Raw genomic sequence first — 14,030 nt, forward strand, 5'->3', positions numbered from 1 at the left:
CGAAGGAAGTGGTTAAACAACCAAGCTCCACCTCCTCATGTCATATATACGCCTGTGCCCCCAAGCCGCGCTTGGAACGGGCCACTGTAACAGCATGCAATTGAGCGAGCGCCAGCGCCCTTATAAAACTCACGAATTTACACTTCGTGTTCTATTGATTCACGTCGCCGAAATTGAAAGGCCAGCACCTTTATGATCTGATAATTTTTAAAGTACTTAGCAACTTTAAGTTTATTAGAACATTCCACGCACGGGTCAACTGAGGCTTTATGATGGGTATAGCGTTTCGCGCAGGTAGAAAAAAGGATGCCTATGAAATTGCTTGTTTGTTTCAGATTACATCCGAGGGCATGGCGGACTATATCTGGAGCCAGCTGGCGCAGCCCGGCCAAGCACTCATAGAGGTCGGTACCGCCCGATATGCGCGTGAGCAGGTCGATTTTTCTTATGAGAACTGCTTGATTGCCGAAGCCAATGACACTGTTATCGGCATGATGCACAGTTATATTACGCGTCTCGCGCCTGATGCATCACCCACAACCGACCCCGTACTCGCCCCTTACGCCGATATGGAAATTCCTGACTCCCTGTATATTTCAAGCCTGGCTTTTCATGACGGCTGGCGCAACCAGGGGTTAGGCACCCGCTTTATAGAACTCGCGAAAGAACGCGCCAGGACGTTAACACTCAATGGCATCAGCCTGATCGATTACGCATCAAATACAGGTGCCCGACGCTTTTATGAGCGCCACGGGTTTAATATCGTCAAAGTCTGCGACATTGTTCCTCACCCCCTGGTCAGGGTAACGGGCGAGGCCTATCTTATGCATTGGTCCGAAGCCTAACGCTCGCCGCCAACCTATTCCAAATACGCAGCTGAGTGTGTCTGCCGCAATCGCCAGAGGCACGCGGTAGCAGTGCCGAGCAGCCTGAAAAACGAAAACCCCTGCAAACGTTAATTTGCAGGGGTTTCGAGAAAGTGGCGGTGAAGAAGGGATTTGAACCCTTGATACGATTTCTCGTATACACACTTTCCAGGCGTGCTCCTTCGACCACTCGGACACTTCACCGGATCTCTTCAAGCTGTTCAGCCTGTCGAGGCGCGCTAATTTAGTAGAACCCCTTACCTTTGGCAAGCATTTTTTTCAGAATTTTCATGCGCTTAAGCCCGTCGAGCAAAACCCGGCGGTTGCCAGGGCAATGCTGCCAATTTGCCCAGCGCTTTTTCCTGCGGGCCCTGCCCTGCCGCGCCGTGCGTGGGCGCGGGTCGAATCGGCTGACTGGCCAGTCAGCCTTGGCGCTTTACCTGGCCGCGCGCGCTGGGTAACGTCGCCCCACGCCCCCCAAAGGACTCTGTCATGAGCGAGCTGATTACCTACCACGCCGAAGACGGCATCGCCACCCTGACCCTGAACAACGGCAAGGTCAACGCCATCTCCCCAGACGTCATCACCGCCTTCAACGCCGCGCTGGACCGCGCCACCGAGGAGCGCGCCGTGGTGGTCATCACCGGGCAGCCGGGCATTCTCTCCGGCGGCTACGACCTCAAGGTGATGACCGCCGGCCCCAAGGAGGCCATCGGCTTGGTCACCTCCGGTTCCACCCTGGCCCGGCGCCTGCTTTCGCACCCCTTCCCAGTGATCGTCGCCTGCCCCGGCAACGCGGTGGCCAAGGGCGCCTTCCTGCTGCTGTCGGGCGACTACCGCATCGGCGTCGAAGGCCCTTACAAGATCTGCCTGAACGAGGTGCAGATCGGCATGACCATGCACCACGCCGGTATCGAACTGGCCCGCGACCGCCTGACCCGCTCGGCCTTCCAGCGCGCGGTGAACAACGCCGAGGTGTTCGACCCACACGCTGCCGTGGTCGCCGGCTTCCTCGACAAGGTAGTACCTGCCGAGCAATTGCTGGACACCGCACTGGCCGCTGCCCGTGAAATGAAGAAGCTGAACATGCTGGCGCACAAGAACACCAAACTGAAAGTGCGCGCCGCACTGCTGGAGACCCTGGACGAGGCGATCCTCAAGGACCAGAGCCACAAGCTCTGAGGCAAGGCCCGCAGCAGAGGCCACACCACCGTTTGCTCCATTCAGTGCACAACCGTACACTGCTGGGCGACCGTCTGGTGTGAGCCTCATCATGCTTTATCTGTTTCGCATGCTTCTTCTGGCGCTGCACTTTCTGCTGGTGGGCGCCATCGGCCTGCTCGTCGGCCTGTGCCGGCCCTTCAACCCCGACAACAGCCGTGTGTTCGCCCGCCTCTACAGCGTACCGGCGACCTGGCTACTACGCCTGGACGTCAAGGCTGAAGTCGGCCCGCTGTGGGACCTGCCGCCTGGCTGCGTGATCGTCGCCAACCACCAGTCCAATTTCGACCTGTTCGTCCTGGGGCGGGTCGTGCCGCAACGCACCGTGGCCATCGGCAAGAAAAGCCTGGGCTGGATCCCGCTGTTCGGCCAGCTGTTCTGGCTTGGCGGCAACGTGCTGGTGGACCGCAAGAATGCCTACCAGGCGCGCAAGGCCATGCAGGCGACCACCCGGACCCTGCGCAACGACACCTCGATCTGGATCTTCCCCGAAGGCACGCGCAACCCTGGCGAGCAGTTGCTGGCCTTCAAGAAGGGCGCCTTCCACATGGCCGTGGAGGCCGGCGTGCCGATCGTGCCGGTGTGCGTCAGCCGCTACGCCATGCGTTTGGGGTTGAACAGCTGGCGGCGGCGCACGGTGATCATCCGCTCGCTGCCGCCGATTCCCACCGCAGGCCTCAGCCAGCAAGACCTGCCCGCGTTGATCGAGCAATGCCGGACGCAGATGCAGCAGTGTATCGACCGCATGGACGGCGAACTGCCCCACGCCAACCGGTAACAGCGCCAGGCGCCTTGCTCTCCTGGCGCACTCGGCCCAAGCTGTCTGCCATGTCCAACCGAACAAGCAGGCAACCATGGGTCGAGTCGTCGCAGCGGCGGTGTACAGCGCCGGCAGGAAGGTCACCAATATCAGCCTCGACGAAGGCGCCGAATGGGCGCGAAAGCCCGGGCACTTCGTGTGGATCGGCCTCGAGGAGCCCAACGCCCAGGAGCTGGCCAACCTGCAGCGCCAATTCGGCTTGCACGAACTGGCCATCGAGGATGCCCTGGAGAAACACAGCCGGCCGAAGCTGGAAACCTTCGGCGATGCGTTGTTCATCGTCACCTATTCGCCAGTACGTCACGAAGGCCGGCTGGAGTTCATCGAAACCCACATCTTCGCCGGCAACGGCTACATCATCACCTGCCGCAACGGCCACTCGAAATCCTACGCCCTGGTACGCCAACGCTGCGAAGCACGGCCATTGCTGCTCGAACACGGCGAGGACTTCGTGCTCTACGCCCTGCTCGACTTCGTCACCGAGAACTACCAGCCGGTAAGCGAGGCGATCCATGGCGAGATCGAGGAGCTGGAGCAGAACGTGCTTGCGGGCTCACTCAGGGAAGAGGACATCCGCCGTCTGCACAGCCTGCGCCGCGATATCCTGCGTCTGCGCCGCTACGTGGCGCCGATGGTGGAAATTGGCGAAGAACTGCAACGCCTGAACTTCCCATTCATCGACAAGAACATGCGCCCGTATTTCCGCGACGTGCAGATCCACGTCACGCGGCAGATGGAAGACTTGGTAGGTATTCGCGATATCGCCAGCCAGACTATCGAAATCGGCATGCTGCTGGAGTCGTCACGCCAAAGCATCGTACAGCGCAAGTTCGCCGCCTGGGCGGCGATCCTGGCCTTCCCCACGGCCATTGCCGGGATCTATGGGATGAACTTCCAGAACATGCCGGAGCTGAGTTGGCACTACGGCTATTTCGTCGTGCTGGGGGTGATCGTGGCGGGGTGTGGCGGGTTGTTTGCCAGCTTCAAGCGCTCGGGGTGGTTGTAGGAAAAGCATCGCGGGGCAAGCCCGCGATGAAGACGACGCCGTCGAACGCTCAGACGCCCTGCTTGGCGTCCTTCGAATGCCCGACAAAGCGCATCATCCACTCCCCGACCAGGTCGCCCTGGTGCTCGGTCACCAGGCTGGCGACCGCCTTCTCGTACACCTCATCCCCCAACCGCTCGCGGCGCGCATCGAGCAGCGCGCGGGAGTAGTCGTGCACGAACTCCGGGTGCCCCTGGAAGCACAGCACCTGGTCACGCACGTGGTACGCCGCATTCGGGCAGAAGTCGCTGGAGGCGATCAGGGTGGCGCCCTCGGGCAGCGCGGTCACCTGGTCCTGGTGGCTGATCAGCATGGTCAGCTCGGTCACTTCAGGGTCCATCCACGGCGCATGGGCCGCCAGGCTGTAGCGGTGAATACCCAGGCCCCAACCCTTGTCGGCACGCTCGGCCTTGCCGCCAAGCACCAGCGCCAGCAACTGATGGCCGAAACACACACCCAGCAACTTCTCGCCACGCTCGTAGAGCTTGAGCAGATAGACCTTCAGCGTCTGGATCCACGGGTCGCTGCCGAACGAATCGGCCTTGCTGCCGGTCACCAGGTAGGCGTCGAAACGTTCGTCGTCGGCCGGGTAGTCGCCGTTCATCACGTTGTACACGCAAAACTCGGCATCGATCGGCTGACGCGAGAACAGCTGCTCGAACATCCTTCCGTAGCCCTGGTACTGCGCGACCAGCTCCGGTCGCAGGACATCGGTTTCAAGGATGCAGATGCGTAACGACATAGGGATAGTCCTGAACGACATGGGTGGGAAACTGCTGTAGAGACTGACGCGAAAGACCCGTACAAGCAAGTAGGACGCACTGACGAACGGTAGGCAGCCAAGCAATGACTCTTGGCACTCACGCAAGGGTCTAGTCAGAGCATGCCAGCGAAGTGGCCACTAGCCTCATAACCTAAATAAACCATCCTGAACTCATTTAGATCAAAGGGTTCTCAAATAGAGCGAATGTTCGCCCTACCTTTGGAGGTATATCCAGACACCAGAGGTTGCGGAAACGGCGCGTTGCGGCGCCATTGTGATCGACCCGAAGCGCGACAGGGAAGCCAAGGGCTCGTCAGGAATAACAACAAGAAGGCGATCCGCCATGTTCAGACAATCGAAACTACGTCAAGCCGGACTCATATTGTTCGCCACCACCTTGCTGCTGATTCTCCCGAACCTTACCCGATTGTTCGGTTGAAGCGGCGGTGGCACTCCCAGGCTGCACACAGGTAATCTGCCGACCCTGATGGTTGGAGATTACCCATGCGCCACTGCCTGCCCTTGCTACTGATTCTGCTCGGTTTGCCGCTGCAAGCGGCGCAGCTGAACCTGGAGCTGGGAGATCACACACAGCATTGGCAGACGACGCAGCTGCTCGAACACCCGCAGGCTCGTGATATCACCATAAACCAGGACGTGACCTACAAGGGCACCATGCGCTACCGCGCCGTGCCACTGGCGACATTGCTTGAGGGGGTGCGCCCTGACGACCACCTGCAAGCGGTGGCGCTCGATGGTTTCGCTGCCGAAATGCCCGCTGCGCCTTTGCTGCAAAGCGGCCCTGCACAAGCCTGGCTGGCCGTGGAAAACCCAGGCCAACCGTGGCCGCCCCTGGCCAAGGGCAAACCCAGCGCCGGCCCGTTCTACCTGGTGTGGACCCACCCTGAAGCCAGCGGCATCCGCCCTGAGCAATGGCCCTTCCAAGTCGCCACCATTCGCCTCCTGGCCCCTGTCGAAGCGCGCTTCCCGGCCCTGCTGCCCGCCCCTGAGGTGCCCGCTGACGACCCGGTACGCCAGGGGTTTGCGCTGTTCCAGCAGAACTGCCTGGCCTGCCATCGCCTAAATGGCGCCGGTGACGCGCAGTTCGGCCCAGACCTGAACCTGCCGCACAACCCCACGGAGTATTTCCAACCGGCCTTCCTGCGCAGCTTCATCCGCGACCCGCAAAGCCTGCGGCAGTGGCCGCAAGCACGCATGCCAGGGTTCCCGGAAAGCGTATTGGGTGAACAGGAACTCGATGCCGTGCTGGCCTACCTGAAACACATGGCCGGGCGTAAGCACTACACGGCCACCCCTTAGGCGATCAGGCGTTCCTGCCGTACGCCCCACCCTTCCACCTCGCCACCGAGCGGCGAAATCACCCTCTCGAACGCTTCCTCGAAGGCGCCGATGCCGCGGTAGGTGGCGTACATCACCTTGCTCAGTTCCAGGTGCCAGACGCCATCGTCGCGCTCACGCACCTGGGCATTGATGGATTCGCCACGGAACTGCCCGGCGGCCCGGCGGGCACCGGCTTCATCGGGGAATACCGCATAGAACTCGATAGGGTGAATACGGGTGAAGTCGAAACCGCCAGCTTTCATCTGGCGAAGAACACTGCTGCTGATGTCGTCGTTCTGGCTGCTCATGAAACGTCCTCCTCAAATCGATGGATAGACTTTCAGTGCACTAACTACAGCACCTGCGAGGCGCACCCTAGGGGGCGTGCCTGGCAGTTCGAGCGGATGCAAGACGCGAATGGAACCGACGCGGGCCCGCAGAAGTGACCAGCGCCTTTTTCCAGCGTAGTGCCTGGTACAGCACCACGCCAGAATGGCCTTCAGGAAGCTTCGCGGATTTCGCTGATGGTCACGCCGTTCTGCTCCTTTAGCCAGCGTGCCGTGGGCGCATGGGTGCGGCCCTGGAAGTCGTTCAGGTCAAGCTCGTCCATGACCGGAAACAGGTGCGAGCGAATGGCTCGTGCTGCGTCTTCTTCGCTGGGGCAATGCTCACTGGCGAGCCGCAACGATGTCGGTTCGCCTTTCTGGTCGGCAAAGATGACTTCCCACTCTTTCATCGATCAACCCTCGCTAACGAACAACGGTGAGTGACATCCGTACTGACTTGACCACCAAGCCAGGATGTTGTTCAGCGAAATTAACCCGACGCAGATGAAAACAGCCCGCCGGTAGAGGGCGGGCTGCGTTGACGGGCAGAGGCTTTACTGCGGCGTGCCGTGGATCACGCCAGCGGTGTTGTCGAGCAGGCTCTTGGTCGCGGTCTGGATGTACGCCTCGAGCTTCTTGAGCATCTCAGCCTGATCCGGGCTTTGGATCAATTCGGCCTTGAACTCGCGGCCCAGCTGGTAGCGGTACAGCTTGGGCTCCATGTCCTTGGACTCGATAAGGATGCGATCCCCCTGCACCAGGCCGACGGTCTGCTCGCTGCCTGAGGGCTTGATCATACCCACGCCCTGGTCGCCTTCGGGCAGGTTGAGCAGGTCGCGCCCCCAGCACTGGTGGCGCACCTGGCCACCGAGGCGGCCCATGATGGTCGGCACGATGTCGACCTGGGTACCGACGGTGTGACTGACGGCGCCGAACTTGTCCTGAATACCGGGGGCAATCAGCAGCAGCGGCACGTTGAAGCGGCCCAGGTCCAGCTCGGTGATCTGCTGGTTATTGCCGAAGCCATGGTCACCGACGATGACGAACAGGGTGTCCTTGAAGTACGGCTCCTTGCGGGCCTTCTCGAAGAACTGGCCCAGCGCCCAGTCGGAGTAGCGCATGGCGGTCAGGTGCTCGTCCAGGCGGCCGTGGCCGGTCACAGGCTCCACCGGCAAGTCTTTTGGCAGCGCGTACGGCGTGTGGTTGGACAGGGTCTGCAACAGCGCGTAGATCGGCTTCTTGCCATCGTGCTTGGCCAGTTCCTCGTGGCCGCGGTTGAACATGTCCTGGTCGGACACGCCCCAGGTCGGGTCGGAGAACACCGGGTTGACGAAGTCGTTGCGGCCAATGAAGGTGGTCATGCCTTGGTTGCCGAAGAAACCCGACTGGTTGTCCCAGGCGAAATCGCCGTTGTAGACGTACACGTCGTCGTAATCGCGGGCGCTGAGCAGTGCCGGCAGGCCCGACAGCTTGTGACTGCCTTCCGGGGTCTGCATCAGGTATTCGAAGCCCGGCAGGTTGGGGAAGCAGGCCATGGTGGCGAACATGCCCTGGTGGGTATGGGTGCCGTTGGAGAAGAAACGGTCGAACAGTAGCCCCTCCTTGGCCAGCTTGTCGAAGTACGGGGTGATGCCCGCAGGGCTGCCCAAGGCACCCACCGAGTGGCCGGCGAAGCTTTCCATGAGAATCACCACCACGTTCTTGACCGGCAGGGTGCGTTCGGCGGGCGGGGTGAACTCACGACGAATCGCCGCCTGGTCGGCCTCGACCAGCGTGTCGTTGGGGGTCAGCAGCATGTCGCGCACGGTTTGCTGGGCCACTTCGGTTTCCAGCACCGGTTTCCAGACATTGGCGCGGTCTTCGCCGAAGCGGCTGTGGGCCGCGTCGATCAGCGTCAGGGTGCCGTTCAGGCCCAGCTGATTGACGAAGTGCGAGTCGGTGGTGAAGGCATCGCCCCAGCGCATGGGCGGGCCTTGGCGCAGGGTGCCACGGGCAGCGACCACCGCCACCAGCAGCACCACCATGAACACCGCCAGGCGCTTGTGCCACGGCATCACGCGGCGCAGGCCGGTGAGCTTGCCAGGGCCGGCATCGCCTCGGGTCAAGCGATCAATGCCTTTGAACAGAAGGCTCAGCAGCCAGGTACCGAACAGCCAGGCCAGGAGGTAGCGCACCACCGGGAAGCCGTACCAGAGCATGCTCATGACGGTCTTGGGGTCTTCCTTGATGTACTGGAACACCAGGCCGTTCAGGCGCTGGTGGAACTCACGGTAGAAGTCCATCTCCATCAGGCCGAGGAACATGACGGTGCTTGCCGCCAAGGTCAGCCACAAACGGAAGAAACCACGGCGGGCCATGGCCCACGGGCTGAGCACTGCCAACAGCAGCGGTATGCTGATGTACACCACCACGCGCAGGTCGAAGCGCAGGCCATTGAACAAGCCCTCGGCGACGGTGCTGTAGGGGGTGTCGCCGATCATGTCGCTGTTGTAGGCCAGCAACGCAAGGCGTACCAGGCTGAGCATGAACATGATCGCCAGGCCGCACAGCAGCGTGTAGGTCAAGTGCGAGGTGAGGGTCGGCGCGAACGCTGCCGGCACGGCACGTTGCTTCAAGGCATCCGTGTTAGCCATGAATGGGGGATCCTAGGATTTCGAGTGTTACGCAAAAGCGGTGCCGCCTTGCGACCTGGAAAGACCGAAGACGGCCTGCACGACGTGCGTGCGGCGCGGATTCTGGTGAATCCACTGTGAAAATTTTGTTACCGGCCCCGCCCCCCCAGGCATCAGCCGATGCGCACGTTGCCTCTTGGCCCGGCAACAGCCCAGATAATCAGCCCCAGTACCGGCAACAACAGGATCAACAGTACCCACAACACCTTGATGCCCACCTCGCTGCCGCTTTTGAGCACATTGAGAATCGCCCAGATGTCCAAGGCGAGAATGACCAGCCCGACCAGGCTGTTGAACGTGGACCCCATGACAGTGCTCCGGTTGTGGATCGATGCTGGCCAGCATAGCCCGCTATCGTCCTGATAGAAGGGAATCCTTGGCTGGCCTGGCGTGTCACTGGGTAGACTGCTTCCATCCATTGCCTGCGAGGTTCCCATGCCCCCCGCCCACTCCGAACACAGCGCCCCACCGTCGATGATCAGCGCCTGGCGCCAACAGGCCCTCGACACGCCATGGCTCAGCGCAGGCCTGGGCATCAGCCTGCTGGCGGTCGCCTTCCTGCTGCTGGCAAGCCTGTGGAACGCGGTCAATGGCGAGCACTCGCAAAACCTGCACCTGGCCATGCTCGGCGGGCTTTCCGGGTTTGCCGCCACGGCACTGGGTGCGGTGCTGGCAGTGGTGCTGCGCGATGTCAGCGCACGCAGCCAGGATGTCATGCTCGGTTTTGCCGCCGGGATGATGCTGGCGGCCAGTTCGTTCTCGCTGATACTGCCCGGGCTCGACGCCGCCCGTGAAATCACCGGCAACGGCCCGGCAGCGGCCTTCACCGTCGTACTGGGCATGGGCCTGGGCGTACTGCTGATGCTCGGCCTGGATCGCTTCACCCCTCACGAACACGAAAGCACCGGCCCCTGCGGCCCGGAAGCGGCGCGCATTGGCCGGGTGTGGCTGTTCGTGCTGGCGATCACCTTGCACAACCTGCCGGAAGGCATGGCCATCGGCGTGAGCTTCACCAATGGCGACCTGAGCATCGGCCTGCCGCTGACCAGCGCCATCGCCATCCAGGACATTCCCGAGGGCCTGGCCGTGGCGCTGGCCTTGCGCGCGACCGGCCTGTCGAACCTCAAGGCGGCCCTTGTGGCCATCGGCTCCGGCCTGATGGAGCCGTTGGGCGCGGTGATCGGCCTGGGTATTTCTACCGGCTTTGCCCTCGCCTACCCAGTGAGCATGGGCCTGGCGGCAGGGGCGATGATCTTCGTGGTGTCCCACGAGGTGATTCCGGAAACCCACCGCAATGGGCACCAGACAGCCGCGACTTTGGGCTTGATGGGTGGGTTTGGGATGATGATGTTCCTGGATACTGCGTTGGGTTGATCGCCCGCAATGAAATGCTGGCCCTGCACTGGGCCGGCACGCTACTTATTGGCACCGCCTCAGACGTGCACCGCCACCTTCAACGCCTCCAGCGCCGGCTCCACCTTGATGCCCAGCTCGGCCCCCAGCTCCAGCACCCGCGCCAGGTCATGCTGGCCGACCATCACCATCTGCAGCTCGTCATCGAGCAATTGGCTGAAGTTCAGCAGCATGTAGCCGCCCGCCTCCTTGTTCAACGCGCCCATCTGCACCTGGATACGGTTCAACGCCGTCAGCGGCTCGGTACGGGCCAGCTGCTTGGGCTTGAGGTTGAATGCCACACCCTGGTCGAATGAGTCGCTGATGCACTGGAACAGCGCCTGGTAGCTGTCGGCCTGGAACAGCACGGTGTCGGGCAGACTGCCGAGCACCACCCATTCACCCAGCGGAATCGGGAAGCTGTCGTCGTAGTTGATGTCGGGGTTAGCGGCCAGGAAGGCAGCGGGGTCGGCGTAGGCCTGGGCGGCCTCATCGGCGATGCGCTCGATGTCTTGCTCGCGCATGCAGCCGGCGCCGATAAGGCTGATGAATTCGAGCAACAGGTTTTTCATGGGGGGCCTACGGTGGCGGAAAAGGCGCCAAGGATAGCCGCAAACACCCCCCAACCGTTAACCGGCCAGCGCCTCCAGGCGCGCGGCTGCCTCGCTGGCGCCCATGGTGCGGGCGGCAACCAGGGCGGTGACACCGCGAAAATCCTGGCGATTGGGGTCGGCGCCCTGGGCCAGCAGGAAGTCGAGGATCTCGCTGCGGTTGAACATCGCTGCCAGCATCAACGCGGTACGCCCGTCTGCGGCGGCAGCGTCCACCGGCACGCCATGTTCGAGCAGCAGACGAATCATCGGCAGGTCGCCTTTGAACGCTGCACCGGCAATCGGCAGCTGGCCGTTGTCGTTGGCGATCAGCGGGTCGGCGCCTTGCTTGAGCAACACCCGAACCGCCTCTTGATGACCGTGGTAGCTGGCGAGCATCAGCAGCGTGTCACCCTTGTGGTTGCTCAGGTCGGCCGGCAGACCTGCCAACAGCAGGCGTTCGAGCATTGCGGCATCGCCACGACGGGCACGTTCGAACACTTCTTCGGCAAAGAGCGCGTGCTCGTCCTGGGTCATGGTACTGGACTGTTGGTCGGACATCTTGAACCTCCTGGCAGTGATAGGGCCCAATTCTTGTCGGGCCATCGCAGGGGGTCAAAGGTTCAAATTCTATGGGGCTGCAAGACGACTTCTATCGCATTGCAAAATGCACTGTGCAAAATGCACGACCTTGCAAAACGCACGAGGCAGCTTACAAAATAATTATATAACTATTTGATTAAAAAGGAAATTTACAAGAAGGCCTGCCTGGCACGCTCACTGCAACCATCAACTCATGTCTGCCAACACAACAGCCAGGAGTTGATATGGACCTTATCCAGGAAAAATTTGCCTCGGTCTTCAGCGCCTACCAGGTCGAGACCAAACCTCGCCCCGACGGTGGCGTTCAGCTGACCTTGCGCGCTGCCGACGGCACCGTTACTCGTCGCGTGTTGTCCTATGCGCAACTGCACAGCGCCGAGCAGTTGTCCTGGGCTATCAGCGCCATTCGCCGCGACCTTGCCGAACAGGCCAGTGAACTGCCCGTTATCACCATGCTGCAGAGTCAACAGCGGTTCGCCTTGCCGACCTACCGCTGATTGCGGCACTCCGTTTCGCGGGGCAATCCTCCTCTCACGAAGGGATTCTGTGAGAAGAGGATTGCCCCGCGATCTATTTCAGCCCTTCAAAACTCGTCGAAGCCCAGGAACTCCCGGGCTTGCGGGTCACCCGTGAGGCGCCCAAGGGCACCCTGCTCACTGGCGAACAGGCGCACGGCCAGGCAGAACGGCGTTTCGCCCAGGTCTACCCAGCGCCGGGTCCCGGACGGAATCACCAGCACATCGCCCTTCTCGCACAGGACTGAAAACACCTGCCCCCCCAGGCGCAGGCTGACCTGGGCGCGCCCGGTGATGACCGCGAACACTTCATCGGCGTCGTGAACCTGCTCATCGCGCAGGCTGGCATCGAGCAGCGCAGCGCCATCGTGGTCGAGTACGCGGTAAGCCCGGCTACCATATTCGGTCATCAGCCCATCGAGCCAGTGGCGGGCTTGAGCGAGTACGGTTTCTTCCCCGCTGCCAGGACGAATACGCACGTCATGAGGCTGCTGGGTCAAACGCACACCTTGCTCGGCCAAGGTCGTGGCCACGTCTTCATGATGGGTCAGCACCTTGCGTGGCTGCTGTGGGCTTTCTGGGTGGAAAACACTGAGGATGCTCATCAGGGGCTGTTCCTGGTCTCTTGCAAACGAACGGCAATGATAACGGCTGCGGCCAGCGCCGCGATGCTCGCCATACCAAAGGTGAAGTGAGGCCCCAGCAGCTTCCAGCTGTAGCCCGAGTACAGCGCACCCAATGCGCCGCCAACGCCCGACAGCGCGGCGTACAGGGCCTGGCCCTGGCCTTGCTGGCGGGCACCGAAACTGGCTTGCACGAAGGCGATGGACGCCGCATGGAAGCAGCCGAAGGTGGCCGCGTGCAGCACCTGGGCGAACACCAGCACTGCTGGAATGTCCGCCAGGTTGCCCAGCAGCAGCCAGCGCAGCGAGGCCAGCAGGAAGCTGGCCAGCAGCACCCGGCGCACCGAGAACCGTGCGAATACCCGGCTCATCAGCATGAACAGCAGCACTTCGGCGACCACCCCCAGGGCCCACAACAGGCCGATGGCACTACGGCTGTAGCCCAGGTACTCCAGGTGCAGGGTGAGAAAGGTGTAGTAAGGCCCATGGCTGAGCTGCATCAGCGCCACGCAGGCATAGAAAGCCAGTACGCCGGGGGCTGCAAGCTGACGCAGGAAACCCTCGGCGCCGCGCCGCTCGGTGCTCTCCACCGGCTGGGCGTTCGGTACCCAGAGGCTTGCGGCGACAATCCCGAGCATGATCACCACGATGGCGAGCGGGTAGATATCCAGGCTCAGCCACTCGAACAGCCGCCCCAGGCCGACCACGGCCAGGATGAAGCCAATCGAGCCCCACAGGCGCACCTGGCTGTAGCGCGAGGTCTGCCCGTGCAGGTGCGCCAGGGTAATCACTTCGAACTGCGGCAGCACTGCATGCCAGAAGAACGCGTGCAGGGCCATGACCAACGCCAGCCAGGCGTAGCTCTTGTCGACGAAGATCAACGAGAACGTCATCAGGGTGCACAAGGCGCCCAGACGTACGATAAGCAGGCGCTGACCAGTGCGGTCGCCCACCCAGCCCCAGAGGTTGGGTGCGATACAGCGCATCAGCATGGGAATGGCCACCAGTTCGCCGATACGCGCCGGCGAGAACCCCAGGTGGTCAAAGTACAGCGCCAGGAACGGCGCAGTGGCGCCAAGCAAGGCGAAGTAACAGAGGTAGAAGCTGGACAGGCGCCAGTAGGGAATGGGCGGCATCGGTTTGCCTATCCCTGATCTGTTTGCTGCACCGGCCCCATCGCGGGACAAGCCCGCTCCCACAGGTTTGCCACTGCTCTCAAGAACGCTATGGTACCTGTGGGAGCGGGCTTGTCC

At 61.9% G+C, this 14,030-nt stretch carries 16 protein-coding genes and 1 tRNA gene; 7 read left to right on the top strand and 10 right to left on the bottom strand.

What is annotated here, in order from left to right; all coding sequences use genetic code 11:
- The first annotated feature begins 272 nt into the window (after positions 1–272).
- Positions 273–845, top strand: a complete 573-nt coding sequence (locus ACQKPE_RS19655; RefSeq protein ID WP_427668298.1) for a GNAT family N-acetyltransferase — start codon at positions 273–275, stop codon at positions 843–845.
- Between the two features lie 135 nt (positions 846–980).
- On the opposite strand, the gene ACQKPE_RS19660 is transcribed toward ACQKPE_RS19655, so the two are convergent.
- Positions 981–1,070, bottom strand: a tRNA-Ser gene (locus tag ACQKPE_RS19660).
- Positions 1,071–1,358: 288 nt separating this feature from the next.
- Between ACQKPE_RS19660 and ACQKPE_RS19665 the strand changes: the two genes are divergently transcribed.
- The 3 genes from ACQKPE_RS19665 to ACQKPE_RS19675 all read left to right on the top strand — a co-directional run bounded on the left by ACQKPE_RS19665 (position 1,359) and on the right by ACQKPE_RS19675 (position 3,913).
- Entirely contained in the window at positions 1,359–2,048 is a 690-nt protein-coding gene (locus ACQKPE_RS19665; protein WP_427668283.1) for a crotonase/enoyl-CoA hydratase family protein, read from the top strand.
- 91 nt (positions 2,049–2,139) lie between these two features.
- On the top strand, positions 2,140–2,865 hold the full coding sequence (locus tag ACQKPE_RS19670; protein ID WP_427668284.1) for a lysophospholipid acyltransferase family protein: 726 nt from the start codon (positions 2,140–2,142) through the stop codon (positions 2,863–2,865).
- Positions 2,866–2,941: 76 nt separating this feature from the next.
- Entirely contained in the window at positions 2,942–3,913 is a 972-nt protein-coding gene (locus ACQKPE_RS19675; RefSeq protein ID WP_427668285.1) for a magnesium and cobalt transport protein CorA, read from the top strand.
- Between the two features lie 49 nt (positions 3,914–3,962).
- Here ACQKPE_RS19675 and ACQKPE_RS19680 read toward each other — a convergent pair whose 3' ends face one another.
- A complete protein-coding gene (locus ACQKPE_RS19680; RefSeq protein ID WP_427668286.1) occupies positions 3,963–4,694 on the bottom strand; it encodes an amidotransferase in 732 nt (243 codons plus the stop codon).
- Positions 4,695–5,219: 525 nt separating this feature from the next.
- Between ACQKPE_RS19680 and ACQKPE_RS19685 the strand changes: the two genes are divergently transcribed.
- Entirely contained in the window at positions 5,220–6,035 is an 816-nt protein-coding gene (locus ACQKPE_RS19685) for a c-type cytochrome (RefSeq protein WP_427668287.1), read from the top strand.
- On the opposite strand, the gene ACQKPE_RS19690 is transcribed toward ACQKPE_RS19685, so the two are convergent.
- From ACQKPE_RS19690 to ACQKPE_RS19705, 4 genes are all read right to left on the bottom strand, one after another.
- Positions 6,032–6,364, bottom strand: a complete 333-nt coding sequence (locus ACQKPE_RS19690; protein ID WP_427668288.1) for a ribonuclease E inhibitor RraB — start codon at positions 6,362–6,364, stop codon at positions 6,032–6,034. The two genes, ACQKPE_RS19685 and ACQKPE_RS19690, sit on opposite strands and share 4 nt — an antisense overlap.
- Before the next feature lie 191 nt (positions 6,365–6,555).
- Positions 6,556–6,792 carry a hypothetical protein gene (locus ACQKPE_RS19695; protein ID WP_427668289.1) on the bottom strand — a complete coding sequence of 79 codons (237 nt, stop codon included), beginning with the start codon at positions 6,790–6,792 and terminating at the stop codon, positions 6,556–6,558.
- A gap of 144 nt (positions 6,793–6,936) precedes the next feature.
- Positions 6,937–9,015, bottom strand: a complete 2,079-nt coding sequence (locus ACQKPE_RS19700) for an LTA synthase family protein (RefSeq protein ID WP_427668290.1) — start codon at positions 9,013–9,015, stop codon at positions 6,937–6,939.
- Between the two features lie 152 nt (positions 9,016–9,167).
- Complete coding sequence (locus tag ACQKPE_RS19705; RefSeq protein WP_427668291.1) at positions 9,168–9,362, bottom strand: PLDc N-terminal domain-containing protein; 195 nt, start codon at positions 9,360–9,362, stop codon at positions 9,168–9,170.
- Between the two features lie 127 nt (positions 9,363–9,489).
- Here ACQKPE_RS19705 and ACQKPE_RS19710 point away from each other — a divergent pair, with 127 nt between their 5' ends.
- A complete protein-coding gene (locus ACQKPE_RS19710; protein WP_427668292.1) occupies positions 9,490–10,428 on the top strand; it encodes a ZIP family metal transporter in 939 nt (312 codons plus the stop codon).
- Between the two features lie 59 nt (positions 10,429–10,487).
- Here ACQKPE_RS19710 and ACQKPE_RS19715 read toward each other — a convergent pair whose 3' ends face one another.
- Together ACQKPE_RS19715 and ACQKPE_RS19720 are read right to left on the bottom strand one after the other, a co-directional pair.
- The gene (locus tag ACQKPE_RS19715) at positions 10,488–11,018 is read right to left on the bottom strand and encodes a hypothetical protein (RefSeq protein ID WP_427668293.1); all 531 of its coding nucleotides are present in this window, start codon (positions 11,016–11,018) and stop codon (positions 10,488–10,490) included.
- A 57-nt stretch (positions 11,019–11,075) separates the two neighbouring features.
- On the bottom strand, positions 11,076–11,597 hold the full coding sequence (locus tag ACQKPE_RS19720; RefSeq protein ID WP_427668294.1) for an ankyrin repeat domain-containing protein: 522 nt from the start codon (positions 11,595–11,597) through the stop codon (positions 11,076–11,078).
- A 266-nt stretch (positions 11,598–11,863) separates the two neighbouring features.
- Here ACQKPE_RS19720 and ACQKPE_RS19725 point away from each other — a divergent pair, with 266 nt between their 5' ends.
- Positions 11,864–12,136, top strand: coding sequence for a DUF3509 domain-containing protein (locus tag ACQKPE_RS19725; protein ID WP_427668295.1), 273 nt, complete (start codon positions 11,864–11,866; stop codon positions 12,134–12,136).
- Between the two features lie 86 nt (positions 12,137–12,222).
- Here the strand turns inward: ACQKPE_RS19725 and ACQKPE_RS19730 are convergent, their stop codons facing one another.
- Positions 12,223–12,759: an oxidase gene (locus ACQKPE_RS19730; protein WP_427668296.1), complete on the bottom strand. Its 537-nt coding sequence runs from the start codon at positions 12,757–12,759 to the stop codon at positions 12,223–12,225.
- Positions 12,759–13,913, bottom strand: coding sequence for an MFS transporter (locus ACQKPE_RS19735; RefSeq protein WP_427668297.1), 1,155 nt, complete (start codon positions 13,911–13,913; stop codon positions 12,759–12,761). Before ACQKPE_RS19735 ends, ACQKPE_RS19730 begins: the two co-directional genes overlap by 1 nt.
- Positions 13,914–14,030 lie beyond the last annotated feature (117 nt).

The organism is Pseudomonas sp. NPDC089554 (genome assembly GCF_050280645.1).
Lineage (GTDB): Bacteria > Pseudomonadota > Gammaproteobacteria > Pseudomonadales > Pseudomonadaceae > Aquipseudomonas.